General features: G+C 67.1%; 12 protein-coding genes. 9 read left to right on the top strand and 3 right to left on the bottom strand.

Annotated features, from left to right (window positions below; translation table 11 throughout):
* Positions 1 to 12: 12 nt before the first annotated feature.
* From KHZ24_03970 to fsa, 3 genes are all read right to left on the bottom strand, one after another.
* Entirely contained in the window at positions 13 to 1,782 is a 1,770-nt protein-coding gene (locus KHZ24_03970; protein ID MBS5450356.1) for a glucosaminidase domain-containing protein, read from the bottom strand.
* A gap of 398 nt (positions 1,783 to 2,180) precedes the next feature.
* Positions 2,181 to 4,130 carry a transcription termination factor Rho gene (gene rho / locus KHZ24_03965; protein ID MBS5450355.1) on the bottom strand — a complete coding sequence of 650 codons (1,950 nt, stop codon included), beginning with the start codon at positions 4,128 to 4,130 and terminating at the stop codon, positions 2,181 to 2,183.
* A 647-nt stretch (positions 4,131 to 4,777) separates the two neighbouring features.
* A complete protein-coding gene (fsa, locus tag KHZ24_03960) occupies positions 4,778 to 5,440 on the bottom strand; it encodes a fructose-6-phosphate aldolase (protein ID MBS5450354.1) in 663 nt (220 codons plus the stop codon).
* 397 nt (positions 5,441 to 5,837) lie between these two features.
* Between fsa and KHZ24_03955 the strand changes: the two genes are divergently transcribed.
* From KHZ24_03955 to KHZ24_03915, 9 genes are all read left to right on the top strand, one after another.
* Positions 5,838 to 6,554, top strand: coding sequence for a dTMP kinase (locus tag KHZ24_03955; GenBank protein ID MBS5450353.1), 717 nt, complete (start codon positions 5,838 to 5,840; stop codon positions 6,552 to 6,554).
* Complete coding sequence (locus KHZ24_03950) at positions 6,544 to 7,674, top strand: DNA polymerase III subunit delta' (GenBank protein ID MBS5450352.1); 1,131 nt, start codon at positions 6,544 to 6,546, stop codon at positions 7,672 to 7,674. Before KHZ24_03955 ends, KHZ24_03950 begins: the two co-directional genes overlap by 11 nt.
* Complete coding sequence (locus KHZ24_03945) at positions 7,662 to 9,404, top strand: hypothetical protein (protein MBS5450351.1); 1,743 nt, start codon at positions 7,662 to 7,664, stop codon at positions 9,402 to 9,404. The genes KHZ24_03950 and KHZ24_03945 overlap by 13 nt, the downstream gene beginning before the upstream one ends.
* Positions 9,405 to 9,476: 72 nt before the next feature.
* Positions 9,477 to 10,526, top strand: a complete 1,050-nt coding sequence (locus KHZ24_03940; GenBank protein ID MBS5450350.1) for a hypothetical protein — start codon at positions 9,477 to 9,479, stop codon at positions 10,524 to 10,526.
* A gap of 47 nt (positions 10,527 to 10,573) precedes the next feature.
* Positions 10,574 to 11,461 carry an HAD family phosphatase gene (locus KHZ24_03935; GenBank protein ID MBS5450349.1) on the top strand — a complete coding sequence of 296 codons (888 nt, stop codon included), beginning with the start codon at positions 10,574 to 10,576 and terminating at the stop codon, positions 11,459 to 11,461.
* A gap of 144 nt (positions 11,462 to 11,605) precedes the next feature.
* Positions 11,606 to 12,649 (top strand): glycosyltransferase, encoded by a 1,044-nt coding sequence (locus KHZ24_03930; GenBank protein ID MBS5450348.1) that lies wholly within the window; start codon positions 11,606 to 11,608, stop codon positions 12,647 to 12,649.
* A 95-nt stretch (positions 12,650 to 12,744) separates the two neighbouring features.
* On the top strand, positions 12,745 to 14,700 hold the full coding sequence (locus tag KHZ24_03925) for a hypothetical protein (protein MBS5450347.1): 1,956 nt from the start codon (positions 12,745 to 12,747) through the stop codon (positions 14,698 to 14,700).
* A 533-nt stretch (positions 14,701 to 15,233) separates the two neighbouring features.
* Positions 15,234 to 16,301, top strand: coding sequence for an iron-siderophore ABC transporter substrate-binding protein (locus tag KHZ24_03920; protein ID MBS5450346.1), 1,068 nt, complete (start codon positions 15,234 to 15,236; stop codon positions 16,299 to 16,301).
* Positions 16,302 to 16,351: 50 nt separating this feature from the next.
* Positions 16,352 to 17,440, top strand: a complete 1,089-nt coding sequence (locus tag KHZ24_03915; protein MBS5450345.1) for an iron-siderophore ABC transporter substrate-binding protein — start codon at positions 16,352 to 16,354, stop codon at positions 17,438 to 17,440.
* The last annotated feature ends 35 nt before the right edge of the window (positions 17,441 to 17,475 follow it).

Below are 17,475 nucleotides of genomic sequence, written 5' to 3'. Positions count from 1 at the left end.
GTTGCCCCCATCCTAGTTGCCCGCATACGAGGGCACCTCAAACACCAGCGAGTAGTTGGAATAGTCAGCGTAAAGCTGCGTCAGGTAGTGCGTCTGCGCGTACGCCCAGGCGACGTCCGTGGCGTACTCGTGCCACGGCTTCGTCCCGTAACGGTCTGCCCACTCGGGATGCCACAGCATCTTGTAGAGCGTGTCCTGGCCGGAAAGCGTCGAGGAGTTGGCGTCGATGTACCAGCCGCGGATGACGCGCGCTCCGCCGACGATCGCGTCGTACACGCTCGTCCACCCCTGCTCGTACGCCGTCTTGGCGCCGCCGTTGATCGGGTTGGCGTCATAAGCGCCGATGCCGTACATGTTGTAGACCTTCGTCGTGCCCGGCTTCTGCTCGTCGTAGGCTGTCTCGGTCTTCGGGTCGTACCACAGGCCCGTCGCCAGACGCGACGAGCCGTACCCCGTCTCGTGGATGGCGTGGCTGATGAGATACGCCTCGTTCAGGCCGTAGGCGTAAGCGGCGTCGGAGAACGCCTGGCCCTGGCCGTCGAGCACGCCATAGCCCGAGAGCTGGGCGTTGAGCTCGGACACGCTGACGCCAGCCGGGGAACCCAACTCGAGGAACTGGAAGAAGCCCGACGTGCCCTGCGGGAAGTTCGCCGGGTCAACGTACGTGCGAATGTCGGCAGCCGAAGCCGCGACCCCCGTGTTGCCTATGATGTGCGTGCCGTCGTTCTGCAGCGCGACCATCTGGCTGAGCGACAGGCCGTAGCCCTGGGTCGTGATGCCCACATTGGAAAGCGGGATGACGGAAAGCTCGTCGGCGCTCACGTACATTGTCTGGCCCTGGTACTTGACCTTGTACCAGCCCGTGCCGAGGTCGATTGCCGGCAGCACGGTGCCTTTGGAGAAGCCCGCAAGCTCACCGGCGGGATAGCCGTCAAACGTCGGGCTCTCCATGCCGCTCATGCGCGAAGCAGTCGCGATGATCCAGACGTCCGTCTGCTCACCGGGGTTCGGCTCAGGATCGACGGCAGGGGGCTCGATGCCGACCTGGGCCTTCGGGACGAACACGGTGCGGCGCACGCCATCGACCGTCACACCCGCCATGAGCCACTCGTCGTTGAAGTCGGCAAAGTACAGCTTTGTCCCCGCCTCATACGACGCGATGACAAGCGAGGCGACGTCGGGAGCTGCGTAGGCATAGGCACCGGCAGACCCCGCATAGCGCACAAGCGTGCCCCCCTCGCTCGGCGCGTAGAGCGCGACCTGAGACGCGGGGATATAGGCGATCTGCCCGCCGGAGACGCGAGCCATGTAGAAGTCGTCGTTGAACACGCAGAACTGGATCGTCGCACCCCACGCAAGCGTGTCGAGGACTGCCGTGTCGTATGAGGGGGCCACGTAAATAGGCAGGTCACCGCCCACGACGGCACCGCGCAGAACCGTCGAATCCTGAGCGGTGTAGAGGGCAACGCCGTCAAGGCCGGCGCAGTACAGCGTCGTAGGCACGCCGTCGATGTCAAAGCGTGCGCCATACCAGCCGTCGCCCATGTCGGCGACCTGAATCGTCATGCCAACGGGAAGCGTCCGAACGGCAGCAGACCCCTCGACCGGCTCGGAATAGAACGTCAGGTCCGAGACGACGGTGCCGCGCACGATGTCGCCAGGGGCGGCAACGACTGTATGAGGCGTCGCAATCAGGGCGCAGAGCGCGACGGCGAGCGCCACAAGTAAGGCGACGACGACGCGGGGAAGGCCCGCAGGCGACAACGGTGTGCTGCGATTCAAGGGTGTGTCTCCCGTTGTCAGAACAGTCTCAAATTGGGCGGTACGAGACGGGCTGCACAGACTCCGGCCATCGTCACGCGCATAACAGTATCACGCGCCGCGGTCCCCAATCGTAAGATTCGGCCTGCTACCTCGAAAAATACCCGACTGTTTGCAAAGTTTGGCACCGCAAAACATAGCATAGAGTTTTAAGTATCACGTTATACTTTATATTGTCTGAAAAGTGAATACTCATGGTGAGATATAGGGTTTGTGCTCGCTTCCTAGCGTCGTCACCTCGACGTCGGCGCGAATGTAGGCCGCCCTACAAAAGAGGCGGGCCGGTCTTTGGGTGACCGGCCCGCCTCTCACCTGCGGGAAAAGCAATGTCTCATCATATAGATGAGCGTTATACTGCCCTACTGGAGATCCGCGCCAATCTCCTGGTTCTGAGCCTTCTTCGCGCTGCGGATGAGGAACTCCTCGTTTGTGGCCGTCGCCTTGAGGCTCTTGATCAGCGAGCTCATGGCACGCTCGTTGTTGTTCATGTTTGCCAGGATGCGGCGCAAGCCCCAGACAAACGGCGCGATGCCCGGCTCGAGCAGCAGCTCCTCTTTGCGCGTACCCGACGCGATCGGGTCGATTGCCGGGAAGATGCGGCGATCCGCCAGATCGCGGTCGAGCTTGAGCTCCATGTTACCCGTGCCCTTGAACTCCTCGAAGATAACCTCGTCCATCTTCGAGCCCGTCTCAACGAGAGCAGAGGCAAGGATCGTGAGCGAGCCACCGCCCTCGATGTTGCGCGCCGCGCCGAGGAAGCGCTTGGGCGGGTAGAGCGCTGTGGAATCGACACCGCCCGACAGGATGCGCCCCGACGCCGGCTGAGCCAGGTTGTAGGCGCGTGCGAGGCGCGTGATGGAATCGAGCAGGATCACGACGTCCTGGCCGAGCTCGACAAGACGCTTGGCGCGCTCGATGACGAGCTCGGATACCGTGATGTGGCTGTCGCTCGGCATGTCGAACGTCGAAGCCACGACCTCGCCCCTGATGGAGCGCTGCATGTCGGTGACCTCTTCGGGGCGCTCGTCGACGAGCAGGCAGATGAGGTGCACCTCGGGGTTGTTCTCCGCGATGGACTCGGCGATCTTTTTGAGCACCGTCGTCTTGCCCGCCTTGGGCGGCGAGACGATGAGTCCGCGCTGACCCTTGCCTATAGGCGAGACTAGGTCGATGCAGCGGCCGAGGATAGAATCCTTGCCGTGCTCCATGCGCAGGCGCTCGTCGGGGAAGACCGGCGTGAGGTCTGCGAAGCGCGGGCGGTTGCGCATCTCCTCGACAGGCCTGCCGTTCACACTCTCGAGGCGAGCAAGCGCCGGGAACTTGTCCGTGGGACGGCTCGCGTGGCCGATACCGACAAGCCAGTCGCCGCGGCGCAGGCCGCTCGAGCGGATGACCTGCGCACCCACATACACGTCACCCTCCGAGGGCAGGTAGCCCTTCGTGCGGATGAAGCCGTAACCCTCCTGCATGAGGTCAAGCACGCCAGCACAGTCGAAGAAGCCCTCCTGCTTGACGAGGGCGCTGTAGACCGCCTCGATGAGCTCGGGCTTCTTCAGCGACGCTGCGTCCTCGATGCCGAGCTCCGTCGCCTTCGTGCGCAGCTCGCCCACCTTGAGCTCGGCGAGCTCCTCACGGTTGGCCTTGGGAGCGACTGCCTCGCGAGCGTTGCGATCGCGGCGCTGCTGCCGGCGATCGTTGTAGCGGTCCTGACGATCGCCGCGGTCGCCCTGCCTGTCACCGTAGCGGCCGTCCTGGCGCTGTCGGCCCTGCTGGCCATTGCCGCCCTGGCGGTCGTTGCGGTCGTTGCGGCCACCCTGGCGATCGCGGTCTTGGCGGTCCTGACGATCCTGGCGGCCCTGCTGGCCGCCCTGGCCGTCGCGATCCGCACGCGTCTGGCCGTCCTGCTGCTGGCCGTTGCGCTGCTGGTTTCGCTGGTGGCGCGGGACGAAGCCACCGTCCTGGCCCTGACGCACGCGATGGCTGCGACGCTGATAGCCACCCTCCTCGCGCTGCTCCCCCTGAGAGGACGGCTGAGACATTTGCTCGGCAGCGGCACCCTCAGAAGCAGGCTGGGACGTCGGCTCCACATCAGCAGCCGGACGAGACTCAGCGGTCTCGACGGGACGTGCGGGATCGGAGGCAGCAGCAGGGGCAGAGACGGAAGCAGCATCGCCTTGCTGTTCTGAGCGACGGATGGCGTCTTCGAGCACCTTGCGTGCCTGAAGTTCCTCGTTGCTCGGGCGGCCACGACGACGACGCGGCATGGCGGCGAGAGCGGCAGAGATCTCGGGCGTCATCTTGATGCCCATTTTGTCGAGCTCGGCCTGGCTCGTCGGCAGCGCCTTGGAGCGCGTGCGGCGAGAGCGCTTCGACGGGCGCTCCCCGTCGGCAGCCGGCTCGACAGCCGAAGAAGGCTGCGGCTCGCCGGCAGGAGTCGCGTCGAGGGAAGCAGGAGCCTCTGTGCGACGCTGGCGAGAGGGGCGCTCCGGAGCGTTCTCGGGTCGAACGTCCGCAGCGGACGCAGGAGCGTCGAGAGCGGGAGCAGGCGACGCAGTCGCGGCGTCATGCGGCGAGGGCGCCGGAGCGTCAGACGCGTCGGGCCTTTTTTGGGCCGAGAGGGACTCGTCAGTCGCGGGCTTCGCCGCCTTGCGGGTACGGCGCGAGCGCGCCGGCCTGCCCGCAGTCGCAGGCGTCGTCCCCTCGGCCTTGTGCGCCTCATCGCGCTGCGCAGGGGGCACCTGGGGCGCGGGCTCTGTGGGCTGAGAGACGGCGGCCTCGGCCCTGGGCGCGAGAGCAGGTTCGGGCACCTCGCGCCGGGGCGCGGGAGCGGCCGGCTGCTCCGCGACTTTCTCGGGCGCAGGCTTAGGTGCAGCAGGCGCGGGCTCGGGCGCCGTCGGTACCGCAGGGGCAACCGGAGCGGCGCCCGTCACGGAATTGTCGGGAGTGGAGCTCTCACTCATGCCTGCTCAACTTTCTTCCAGTCGGCCAGGAAGCGCTCGAGACCACGATCGGTGAGAGGATGCTGCACGCACTTGCCCAGCACGCCGAACGGCACGGTCGCGATGTCGGCGCCGAGCAGCGCTGCCTGGGCGACGTGGTGCGGCGAGCGCACGGAAGCAGCGATGATCTCGACCTCGTGGCCGTAGTCGAAGCTCTGGACGCACGAGATGACGTCGGCGAGCTGAGACAGACCGTCCTCGGCGATGTCGTCGAAGCGGCCAACGAACGGGGAGATGTAGCGAGCGCCCGCGCGAGCGGCCAGAATGGCCTGCGTCGGCGAGAACACGAGCGTCATGTTGACGTCGATGCCCTCCTCGGCCAGCTGGCGCGTGGCAGCGAGGCCCTCAGGCATGACGGGGATCTTCACGACGACGTTGGGGGCAATGGCGTGCAGGCGGCGGCCGTCCGCAACGATCTCGTCGCGCGTCATGGCCGTCGTCTCAGCGGACACCGGCCCGTCGACGATCTCGCAGATGCGGGCAATGTGGCTCTCGAAGTCGGCAAGCTTGCCGCCGATCTTGGCATACAGGGACGGGTTGGTCGTCACGCCACTGATGACGCCCCACGAGGCAGCCTCGCGAATCTCGTCGAGGTCCGCGGTATCCAAAAAGAACTTCACGGTGACTCCTTCTTTTTGAAGGGATACGAAAGGAGCGATCACGCCGGCCGGCGCCAAAGACAAGGTGGCGTCCTCTGGGAATATGTGCGCCGATACGCGGCCACGATACGGCACGACGTCACGACAGATCCCAATGATGTCACGATGTGAAAAAGGCGGAGGAGCGACGAGTTCGCTGCGATTGAAGGGACTATAGCACACACGCGCAGACCCATACCAGGCAAACGGCCCCATTTTCTCTTTCCGACCGCTGCCGCCACCGAATCGCGACGCACGTGCACATTTTTACGCGGGGCGACGGTATTTTTTACGCCGCGCGCCCCACCATCACGGGCGTGTGGCCAAAACGCTCTAAAGTAGTGAGCACATTTAACCGGCGCCCGAGCGGAGAGAGGCCATGACGAAAAACGGACAGCACGCCCCGTCAGCGACGGCCCCCGCGCGCGAGACCGGCGCGTTCATCACGCTCGAAGGCGTCGACGGGGCCGGAAAGACGACGCAGTGCGCCCTCGTGTGCGCCGGAGCCGCCGCGCTGGGACGCGAGGTCGTGCGCCTGCGAGAGCCCGGAGGCACCGCCATCGGCGAGCGCATCCGTGCCGTGCTGCTCGACGTCGCGAGCGCGGGCATGGACCCCGTCTGCGAGCTGCTGCTCTACGAGGCGGCGCGCGCCCAGCTCGTCGCCCAGGTCATTCGCCCCGCCCTTGAGCGGGGCGCCGTCGTCGTCAGCGATCGGTTCTTCGACTCGACGGCGGCCTATCAGGGTCACGCGCGCGACCTGGGCATGGACGCCGTCGACGCCGCTAACCGCCTGGCCTGCTCCGGCATCACCCCCGATCGCACGCTGTTGCTCGACCTCGACCCCGCTGCCTCGCTCGCTCGCGCCGAACAGGCAGGCGACGGCCCCGACCGCCTTGAGCTCGAGGGGACGTCATTTCAGCAGCGCGTGCGCGACGGTTTTGCGCGCGTGGCAGAGGCCGACCCGCAGCGCGTGCGCGTCGTGGACGCAACCGGCAGCGTCGGGGACGTCTACGAGCGCATCCGCGCGGCGCTGGCCGACGCGCTCGAGCTACCGCCCTACGCCCGGGCACAGGAGGCGTGCGAGCATGCCGAGTGATAAGAGCCTGCTGGCGCGCAGCCTCACCAGCCAGGACAGCGTGCGCGCGTTTCTGGGAAGCGCCATCGATCAGAAGCGCATAAGCCACGCCTACCTTTTTGTAGGCCCTCCCGGGTCCGGCAAGCTCGACGCTGCGTACGCGCTGGCGCAAGCCATCGTCTGCCCCGAAGGCGGCTGCGGGGCCTGCGACGACTGCGTGCGTGTCGCCCGGCGCGTTCACCCCGACGTCCACCTGCTGCAGCCGCAGAGCGCGCAGGGCTACCTCATCGCCCAGATTCGCGCACTCATCGACGACCTCTCGCTGGCGCCCATTCGCTCCAGCAACAAGGTCTACATCATGGACGAGGCGGAGACGCTGACGCCCGCGACGGCAAACGCGCTGCTCAAGTCGCTTGAGGAGCCGCCCGCCCACATCACGTTCATCCTGCTGGGCACAACGCACGACGCCATATTGCCCACGGTGCTCTCGCGCTGCCAGGTCGTACCGTTCCGCTCCATTCCCGTCGACGCGGCCGCCCAGGCGCTCTCCGACGAGCTCGGCACGCCTGTCGGCCTGTGCAGGCGCGCGTTGGGTTGTTGTTCCTCGCCCACCCAGGCCCGCGGCTTCCTCGGCTCGCAGGCCCGCCAGGACGCCCGCCGCTCCGCTCTGCACGCCCTTGAGGTGTTACCCCGCGCCGACGCTCTCGACGTGCTCGATGCCGCAAAGCAGGCCGTACTCGCGGCAAAGGCGCCGCTGGCGGACCTCAAGGACGCCCAGCAGGCCGTGCTCGACGAGAACGCGAGCTGGATGACGTCCGGGGCGATGAAGGAGCTCGAGGAGCGCCAGAAGCGCGAGCTGTCCGCCCGGGAGCGTTCGGGTATCATGGAGCTGTTCGCGGCGCAGCGTTGCCTACTGCGCGACGCGCTCGTGTGCGCGTCCGGCCGCGAGGAGGCGCCGTTCTGCGACGACTTCGCGCGCGTATCCAGCGCGCTTGCCGCCCGGCTCGGCGTCGACGGCTGCACCCGGGCGCTCATGCGCGTCGACGAGGCCATGCGCCAGGTGCGCGCCAACGTTTCGCCCCAGCTGGCCCTCGAGGCCATGCTGTTCGATATCAAGGAGATGCTCACGTGCCACTCGTGATTCCCGTCAGGATGCACTTCTCGGCGCAGGACCTCTGGTTCTCCCCCGGTTCGACCGGGGCGTCCGCCGGCGACCATGTCATCGTGTCCACCGAGCGCGGCACCGAGATCGGACTGGCGACGTCTGCGCCGTTCGACGCGCCCAAAAGCGAGATCAAGGGCGACCTCAAGCCTGTGCTGCGCATCGCCACCGACGAGGACCTTGCCAGGGCGGACGAGCTCGCCGAGCAGGGAGACGCCGCCATGCCGGTGTTCCGCGAGCTCATCAAGGCCCACGAGCTCGATATGAAGCCCGTCGGCATAGAGTTTCTCTTCGGCGGAGAAAAGGCCGTGTTTTACTTCGCGGCCGAGGAGCGCATCGACTTTCGCGAGCTCGTGCGCGACCTGGCGAGCCGCTTCCACACGCGCGTCGACATGCGCCAGATCGGCGTGCGCGACGAGGTGCGCCTCATTGGCGGGTTCGCCCCGTGCGGCCAGGAGCTGTGCTGTGCGCGCTTCGGCGGGAAGTTCGAGCCCGTATCCATCCGCATGGCCAAAGAGCAGGACCTGCCGCTGAACTCCGCAAAGATCTCGGGCATGTGCGGCCGCCTCATGTGTTGCCTGCGCTACGAGTTCGAGGCGTACAAGGACTTCAAGACGCGCGCGCCCAAGCGCAACGCGCTCATCGACACCCCGCTGGGCAAGGCAAAGATCGTCGAATACAACACGCCACGCGAGACTATCACGATGCGCCTAGAGAACGGCAAGTCCTTTACGGTGCCGCTCGCTGACATGACGTGCTCCGATGCGTGCCGCAAGCGCTGCGAGCAGCAGGGCTCGCCACTGCGCCCTGACACCGTGAGCCGCGACGCGCTCGAGGCCCTCGGCACGGCAGAGATCATGGCGCAGTTGGCAGACCTCGACCGCCAAAACAACCCCGAGGCGTATGAGCTCGACAGCTCGCTGCTCTCTCCTCGCGCGCGCCGCTCGTCGCGAGCGGACACGGCTTCGGGCGCGTCGATGGGCTCGGGCGCAAGCAAGCGCTCTCGCGCAGGAGCTAGCGGCACGGCGAGCGGTCGCGCAGGCGCCCAGGCCTCGGTAGGCGAGCGGCGCGGCGAGGCAGCCGACGCGGCGAGCGCAGATCGCCCGGCCGGCCGCAAAGGCATGCGTCCCCGCCGCCAGAGCACGGGGCGGGCAGGCACCGACACGCCGATGACGCCGGGCTCGGGCTCCGGCGGCCAGCGCCGCGGCAAGCAGGACGCGCCAAGCGCAGCGGGACGCGCCGGAGCGGATCGCGGGCAGCAGCCTCGGCGTCAGAGCGCGCCGGCAGGTGCGCGCAGTGGAGGGGCCCCGGCCGCCGACGCCGCGAGCACGGGCGGACGCCAGCAGCCCCAGAAGCGCGTGCGACGTCACCACACGGTCAGCGACGCCCCGGTGGCAGCAAGCGCCCCCGAGACGACGCGAGCCGCCCGCCCGGAGACGACCCCAGCGTCGCGACCCGGCAACACGCCCAAGCGCACGCGCGGCGACGGCTCGCAGAGCGGTGGCCCTGGCGAGGGCGGCGCCCCGCGCGCCCGCAGGCAGCACGTCGCTCCCCAGGGTGGCGACCAGACGCCGCGCACGCGACGCGGACGCGCTGATGCCGAGGCCGGCTCTAGCCAAAACCAGGGAGCCGACGCCCCGCAGCGCCGTCGCAGAAGGCCCGGCGACAAGGGCGGCGCAGGCACAGGCGCGAGCGCGCCTCAGAAGTAGCGTATCGCGCGGCTCGTCTCCCGCCCGGAAGACGAGCCGCGCGCACTCACCCAGCAGAGAGGAACATGTCCCATGGGACTGAAGGTGGCCATCCTGACGAGCGGCGTCCCGGCAGACGTCGAACGCGCCGCCCGCGAGGGCACGCCCCTCGACGAGGAGGCGCGACGCCTGCTCGCTCCGGCGCAGTGGCTGCACGACGCGCTGAGCGACGCGGGCCACGACGTCGCCCCGCTACACCTGAGCCGCACGAACGGATTCGAGGCGCTTTCGACGCTGCGCGGCTTCCACGCCGACGTCGTCTGGCCGCTCTCCTGCGCGCCGTCCGGCCATGCGACGGGATCGTTCGACGGCAGCGTGCAGGACGTCCTCTTCCTGATGGGGCTCCCGTTCGTCGGCAGCCCTGCCATCGTGCGGCGCTCGCTGGCCGACCGCGGGTACGTCGCCGCAGCCCTCGAGCGCGCCTCCTTCGAAGGCGACGCCGTCGCGGCCGTCGCGCCCCGCGCCGTATCGCTCGGCGCTGACGCCGTCGACATGCTGCGCGCCTCCGAGCTCCTCGACCTCGTGGAGCAGGTCATACCGGGCGGCTTTCCTCTGTGCGTGAAGCCGCAGGTCGCAGGCTGTGGGATGAGCCCGCGACGCGTCTCGACGCCCGAGGCGCTCAGCCGTGCCTTGCAGGACGTGTTCGCCAGTCTCGACGCACCGAACCAGACGGCGCTCGTGCAGGAGTGGGCCGAGGGCGCCGAGGTCATCGTGCCGGTGCTTGGTGACGCGGACGACGTGCTCGCGCTGCCGCCCGTCGAGATCGTGCGCGATGCCCCCGCAGACACCCGCTTCGTCGCACCCGTGCGCCCAGCGTCGCTGTCCCCGCGCGAGCAGGACGCTCAAGCCGCTCGCAGCGAGCTTGAGCGCGCCGCCGTCGACGCCTACCTGGCCGCAGGCTGTCGCGACCTCGGCAACGTGCGGCTCATATGGGACGGGGGGCGTGCGCTCGTGCTGGGCGTCGACCCCGCGCCCTCGCTCGCCGAGGACGCACCGCTCGCCATCGCCGCCCGTGCGGCGGACATCGACCTCGCCACCATCGTCGACCAGCTCGTCGCCATTGCCGCCGAGCGCGGTCGATAGGGCTCGCACGCCAGCAACGACGGCCCGGCTTCAGCCAAGGAGAGCCCATGACGCACGTCACGACATCCGCCGCAGCCCCGCACAGGGGGCTTTCCGCGCTGCTCGACCCCTCGATCGCCTGTGAGCTGCGCGCCGTGTTCACCGACATGGACGGCACGCTGCTGCTGCCCGACTCGACGCTGCCGCCGCAGACGCAGCGCGTCATAGACCGCTTGCAGGCCACGGGCGTGCACTTCGTCCCCACGACGGGCCGCACGCTGCTCGGCGTCCAGGATCCGTTCGGTGCGCAGGCACAGCGCATCAGCTTCGTCGCCGGCAACGGCATGGACGTCGTGCTCGACGGGGCGTCGCTGCGCCACCTCGAGTACGACCGCGCAACGGTGCTCGACCTGGCTCGCCTCGCCTTTGACGACGCCGAGCCCATGGGCATGGCCATCTACAACGACAGGCGCGGCTACGTCCTAGAGCGCGAGGCGGACTACCTGCGCGGGCGCAGCAGCAGCCTCGAGGACGCGCCTGCTCTGTCTCGCGGCGCCCTGCCCGACGGCCCCGTCCTCAAGGCGGCCGTCATCACGGTCAACCCCGTCGCAATGGACGTCGTCAAGCGCTTCGCCCCGCTCATGGAAGGCCGCATCGACTTCGCGCCGTGCGGCGATCACTGGATAGACGCGCTCATCCACGGCGTCGACAAGGCGGACGGCATCCGCCAGGTGCTCGATGCCCTCGGCGCGACGCCCGAGCAGGCCCTGGGCTTCGGCGACTCCATGAACGACGCTGGCATGATGCGCCTGCTGCCCCACGGCGTGGCCGTCGCCAACGCCATGGACGTACTCAAGGGGCTGTGCGCGTTCGAGATCGGCCCCAACGCCGAGGCGAGCGTCATCAACGCGCTCGACGCCATCGCAGCCGTCCGCGAACAGCACGGCTGCCGATAGCCTTTCGCCGTGCGCGAACAACGCTTTTTGAGAAATCATTCAGCTCGTTGGGGTTCTTGAGGACTCGGACGCGTACCTTGTACTATTGAAAATCGAGCCCTACCCTGTGTATACGGACCATCGGCCAAGGAAGCAGCGGACCACATGAGCAGCAACCGATCCGACAGCGCGTCCACCCCCGAAGCGAATGGGGGTTCTACCCGCAGCTACGAACGCGTGGCAGTCATCATCCCCTGCTACAACGAGGCGATCTCCATCGCCAAAGTTGTCAGCGACTTCAAGCGCGAGCTTCCCGGCGCCGCCATCTGGGTCTACGACAACAACTCCACCGACGACACGTCCCGCCTTGCCCGCGAGGCCGGTGCGCACGTGCGTCGCGAGGAGCGCCGAGGCAAGGGCAACGTCGTGCGCTCGATGATGCGCGACATCGACGCCGACTGCTATATCATGGTTGACGGCGACGACACGTATCCCGCCGAGGCCGCGCCCGAGATGGTGCGCCTCGTGCTCGACGAGGGCTACGACATGGTCAACGGCGACCGCCTGTCGACGACGTACTTCGAGGAGAACAAGTCCGTGCTGCACGGGCTGGGCAACCGCCTCGTGCGCGGCATGATCAACCTGCTGTTCCGCTCAAAGGTGCGCGACATCATGACCGGCTATCGCGCCATGGGCTTCGGCTTCACAAAGACGCTGCCCGTTCTGTCGCGTGGCTTCGAGCTCGAGACCGAGATGACGATCCACGCACTCGACAAGAACATGAAGCTTATCGAGGTGCCCATCGCCTATCGCGACCGCCCCGAGGGCTCCGAGTCGAAGATCAACTCCGTCGTTGACGGTGCCAAGGTCATCGGCATGATTTTCAACCTCGTGCGCGAGTATCGCCCCCTGCTGTTCTTCGGTCTCCTCGGTCTCATCCTCATCATCGTGGGCTGCGCGTTCTTCGGCAGCGTCGTCGCCGAGTTCTTCGCGACGCACCTCGTACCGCGCGTGCCGACGCTCGTCGTGTCCATGCTGCTCGTCGTCATGGGCCTGCTCATGATCTCGACGGGCCTCATCCTCGACGGCACAGCACACAAGGCGCGCAAGACGTTCGAGATCGACCTCAACGAGCTGATGTGGCGCCGTCGCCTCGAGAACGACCAGGGCAACCCCGCCTCGAGCGACGAGCACGCCATCCGCGCCTAGCACCGCGCACCTCGATCGCATGGCCTGAGCAGACAGCGGGACGCGACCGATTCGGCCGGCGTCCCGCTCGCGTAACCGGAAGGGATTCGGAAAAGATGACTTCACGCGAGACCTCAACGGCGGTCAGCCCCGCCTTGCGCTGGTTCGGCCTGCCCACGATCATTCCCGTCGTGCTGGGCATCCTCTACGCCCTGGGAGACTACGCCGGGTCGAACAGCGGGCGCATCGACCCGACAGATCCCGCCTTCGTGCTGCGGCTGTTCGTGTGCCTCGCGCTGTTCGTCGGCGGCTTTGAGGGTGCCTACCACCTGTTCGTGCGCCGGCCCGCCCAGCGCCGCGCTCGAAAGGCCGCCGCGATCCGCGTCGCCCGTGAGGCCGGCCTCTCCCCTGACGCGATCGCCCGCGTAACCGACGCCGTCGCCGACCCCGCCAGCGACCCCAAGCGTCCGCGCATCTTGCGCTTCGGGTGGAACAAGGCCGACATCATCACAGGCGCCGTGCTCATCATGCTGTGCTGGCTGCCCTACCTCGTCTGGCTGTTCCCCGGCACGCTGTGGTACGACACGAGCTGGCAGGTTTACGAGTATTACAGCGGCTCGCTGTCCGACCACCACCCGTTCTTGCTCGTCTACCTGTACGGCGCGTTCATCGACATGGGCCGGGCGCTGCTGGGCGACGGTACATACGGCATGTTCGTCCTCATCTGCCTGCAGTACATCGCCGCGGCGTTTGGCTTCTCGCTCGTCTGCAGCTACCTACACCGCGCCGGTGCCCGCCGAGGGCTCTGCGTGGGCATCCTGCTGTTCTTCGGCCTATTCCCGTTCTTCCCGATGATGTTCTGCTCCATCGTCAAGGACACGCTGCAGGCCGTGCTGTTCATCTACTTCTCGCTGCTGTTCTGCGAAGTCGTGCGCACGCGCGGCGAGCTGCTGCGCAAGACGTGGCCCTGCATCGCTCTGCTGCTGTTGGGCCTGGCCATCTGCATCGTCAAGAAGACGGGCGTCTACGTCGTCGCCCCGTCGCTCATCGCGCTCGCGTTCATGAAGCTGCGCTGGGGCGGGCGGGCGCTGCTGCCCCTCATCGGCGCGCTCCTCGCCGTCGTCATGCTCGTCGTGTTCCCCCGCCTCGTCCTGCCGGCCCTCGACGTCGAGCCCGGTGGTAAGCAGGAGTCGCTCGCCGTGCCCATTCAGCAGGTGGCCCACGACGTCAAGTACTACGGCGACGAGTTCTCCGACGAGGACAAGCAGCTGATTAACGACTTCCTGTGGATCGACTTCGATGACATCCCCTCGGAGTTCGACTACGAGATCGTCGACCCCATCAAGGACGGCTCGCTGCGCGACGACACTCTCATCCCCCAGTTCATGGCGCTGTGGGCGCGCCTCGCCGCCGCGCATCCTCTCGGCACGCTCGAGGGCTGGATGGGCATGGAGGCTGGCTGGTTCTCGTTCGACCCGTCGCTCGTCGTCAAGGTCGCAAGCGGCGAGGTGGCGAACTCCGACTTCCTCGATAGCTTCGTGAGCTGGCCCGACGCGGGCACGGGCAACAGCATCGCCACGGACGCGTTCAACCTGCCCAAGTCCATCCCCCTCATCAGCGTGCTGTACAACCAGGGACTGTGGGCCACGATGCTGCCGGTGTTCTGCCTGTACGTCGTCGCCAAGACGAAGACGGGCGTGCGTCTGGGCCGCTGGTGCACCCTGCTCATGCTGAGCCCCTACCTCATGACGGTCGTCTCGCTCATGGTGTGCCCCGTGTCGACGGACGTCGAGGCGGCGCGCTACCTCATCGCCATGGTCTCCGTCGGCCTGCTGTACACGGTGCTCGCGACGCTCATGGCCAAGGCGGCGCTGGCCAGCGAGCTCACTTGTGAGGAAGACGACGAGGCACGGGGTGCCGCCGGCATCATCGCTGCACCCGCCTACGGACCGATGGGTTGCCCGGATGTTGCCGCGCGCGATGACGCGCCCGCTGGCGAGAACGCCGAGGCGCAGGGAACACCTACGGCACAGCCCCAGACGGCGGACGCGAACGGCCCTCGGGCGGAATAAAGCCCAAGCGCGCCGGGCCCTGCGAGACGCATTTCGGGTTCGGCGCGAAAAAGCCCGTAAGTGCACGGCTTTTCGCAGGCCGTTGCACAAAACGACCTATAAGTGCACGTTTCTTACACCCGGATGTAGCAGCCGAAAAGAAGCGCATCGGCAAGTAGAAAACCCGCACGCAGTCTACCTGCAGGTTTCATGACCAGCCCTCAAGCCGGATGCCTCGTGACCCGACGACAAGCCACCTGAAGCCGAAAGAAACCTGCACTTAACGGCGTTTTGTTCGCACCAGCTCGAAGAAACGTGCACTTAAGCTCGAAATGAACAGCCTCCCGATCCCGCTCGCGCATTGAGACGGGGTCGGGAGGCTGTTTTCGTATCCCTGGCCCAACGCAAACCGTCGCCTTGGCCCCTTCCTCGATATCAAAATGTATACATACGCTAACTTATGTGTTTTCCCGAGAGCTGTTAGAGGCTTAAACTCTAGAATAGCGCCGTTTGTCTGTGAAGGCTTACTTTTGATAGACGAAAGGATGCGCCTCATGCCCCACATCGATCTCACGAACGTCTCACGTCGCTCGTTCGTCGGCGCCTGCGCCACGCTGGCCGCCGCGCTCGGCCTCGGCGCCGCCGGCTCCGCCGCGCTGGCCTCCGAAGCCGCCGGCTCTTCCGCAAAGGATGCCTCGTCTGCAGCCGATAAGGTCAGCTTCCCCATCACGATCAAGCACGCGCTGGGCGAGACCGTCATCGAGCACAAGCCCGAGCGCGTCGCGTGCATCGGCTGGGGCAACCAGGACGCGCCGCTAGCTCTGGGTGTCGCGCCCGTAGGCTTCTCGCGCGCCACGTTCGGTGTCGCCGAGGGCGAGGACATGATGGCCTGGACGAAGGCCGCCTGCGAAGAGCTCGGCGCCGAGCCCGTGGCCTTCGACGACACGGACGGTACGGACTTCGAAGCCGTCAACGACGTCAAGCCCGACGTCACCCTGTGCGCCTACTCCGGCATCACGCAGGACGACTACGACAAGCTGAGCAAGATTGCCCCGACGGTCGCCTACCCCACCGTTGCCTGGTCGACGCTGTGGCGCGACCAGACGCTCATCGAGGCCGAGGCCCTGGGCCTCAAGGCGCAGGGCGAGCAGGTCGTCGCCGACTGCGAGCAGGCCATCAAGGATGCGCTGAAAGCCCATCCCGGCATCGAGGGCAAGACGGGTGTCTTCGTGAACATCACGGCTGCAGACACGAGCTCCATGTGGGTGTACACGCTCGACGACCCGCGTGCCGCCTACCTCACCGACCTTGGTCTGGCCTTCCCGCCCAGCGTCGACGAGCTCACGAAGGGCAAGGGCTGGATGGTTCAGCTCTCCTCCGAAGTCGCCGACCAGATGAGCGACGTCGACATCCTGTTCACCTATGGCGACGAGGCGTTCGCCCAGCAGCTCAAGGACGATGCCCTGCTCGGCGTCATTCCCGCCATCGCCAACGGTGCCGTCGTCGCACTGCCGATGGACTCCGAGCTCGCAGGCGCCACGACGCCCACGTGCCTGTCCATCCCCGCCACGGTCGACGAGTACGCCGCAAAGATCGCCGAGGCCGCGGCAAAGGTTCAGTAAAGACCACCTAGCCACACGGCACTCCCCTTCGTCGAAAGGAATCACCTCGCATGGCAACGTTCATTGACCTCACGGCACCGACCTCCCGTCGCTCGTTCGTCGGCGCCTGCGCCACGCTGGCCGCCGCGCTTGGCCTCGGCGCCGCCGGCACCTCTGCGCTCGCAGCCGGCTCCTCTGCGGAGGACACCTCCGCCGCCTCCGACAAGACGGCCCCCAAGGTCACGGACGCGTTCCCCATCACGATCAAGCACGCGCTGGGCGAGACCGTCATCGAGCAGGCCCCCACGCGCGTCGCCTGCGTCTCCTGGGGCAACCAGGACGCTCCTCTGGCCCTGGGCGTCGCGCCCGTGGGCTTCTCCGCCGCCAACTACGGCGTGAAGGAGGGCGAGAAGATGTTCTTCTGGACGGCAGACGCCTATGAGAAGCTGGGCGTGAGCGACTACGCCGTGTTCGACGACACGGACGGCGTCGACTTCGAGGCCGTCAGCGACACGAACCCCGACCTCATCCTGACGGTGTACTCCGGCATCACTCAGGACGACTACGATCGACTTGCAAAGATCGCGCCCGTCGTGCCCTACCTCGAGCAGCCGTACTTCACGAGCTGGCGCGAGATGACGACCGTGTCTGCGCAGGCCCTGGGCATGAAGGAGGCCGGCGAGCAGCTCGTTGCCGACGCCGACAAGCTCATCGCTGACACGCTCGCGGCGCACCCCAACCTCAAGGACAAGAAGGCGGCGTTCATCATGTTCAACGCCACCGACCCGAGCAAGTTCTACGTGTACATGCACGTCGACCCGCGCGCGGCCTACCTGGAGGACCTGGGCCTGCAGCTGCCTGACAGCCTGAAGGAGCTCACGAAGGACGAGCCGTCCATCGCCGCGACGCTCTCGTCCGAGGTCGCCGACCAGCTGACGGACCTCGACCTCATGGTGGCATACGGGGACGAGAGCTTCCTCGAGCAGCTCCAGGCTGACCCGCTCATGGGGACGGTGCCCTGCGTGCAGCGCGGCAACGTGGCGCTCATCCCGAGCGATTCGTACCTGGCCGGCGCGGGCAACCCCTCCATCCTGTCCATCCAGGCGACGGTCGAGGAGTTCGTGCAGCTGCTCGACGACGTGGTCGTCAAGGGGCTGTAGCCGTCCGTCCTCGAGGTCGGCGCCTTTCCAGTCCG

This window comes from Coriobacteriia bacterium (genome assembly GCA_018368455.1).
In the GTDB taxonomy this organism is placed as follows: Bacteria; Actinomycetota; Coriobacteriia; order Coriobacteriales; family UMGS124; genus JAGZEG01.
Note: the sequence above shows the minus strand (reverse complement) of the source record. Positions and strands in the feature narration are given on the sequence as shown.

Excerpts from the sequence above, each read along its gene's own strand:
- rho (MBS5450355.1), bottom strand. The coding sequence starts at position 4,130 with ATGGGCATCAAGATGACGCCCGAGATCTCTGCCGCTCTCGCCGCCATG.
- KHZ24_03955 (MBS5450353.1), top strand. The coding sequence starts at position 5,838 with ATGACGAAAAACGGACAGCACGCCCCGTCAGCGACGGCCCCCGCGCGC.
- KHZ24_03950 (MBS5450352.1), top strand. The coding sequence starts at position 6,544 with ATGCCGAGTGATAAGAGCCTGCTGGCGCGCAGCCTCACCAGCCAGGAC.
- KHZ24_03940 (MBS5450350.1), top strand. The coding sequence starts at position 9,477 with ATGGGACTGAAGGTGGCCATCCTGACGAGCGGCGTCCCGGCAGACGTC.
- KHZ24_03935 (MBS5450349.1), top strand. The coding sequence starts at position 10,574 with ATGACGCACGTCACGACATCCGCCGCAGCCCCGCACAGGGGGCTTTCC.
- KHZ24_03930 (MBS5450348.1), top strand. The coding sequence starts at position 11,606 with ATGAGCAGCAACCGATCCGACAGCGCGTCCACCCCCGAAGCGAATGGG.
- KHZ24_03925 (MBS5450347.1), top strand. The coding sequence starts at position 12,745 with ATGACTTCACGCGAGACCTCAACGGCGGTCAGCCCCGCCTTGCGCTGG.
- KHZ24_03920 (MBS5450346.1), top strand. The coding sequence starts at position 15,234 with ATGCCCCACATCGATCTCACGAACGTCTCACGTCGCTCGTTCGTCGGC.
- KHZ24_03915 (MBS5450345.1), top strand. The coding sequence starts at position 16,352 with ATGGCAACGTTCATTGACCTCACGGCACCGACCTCCCGTCGCTCGTTC.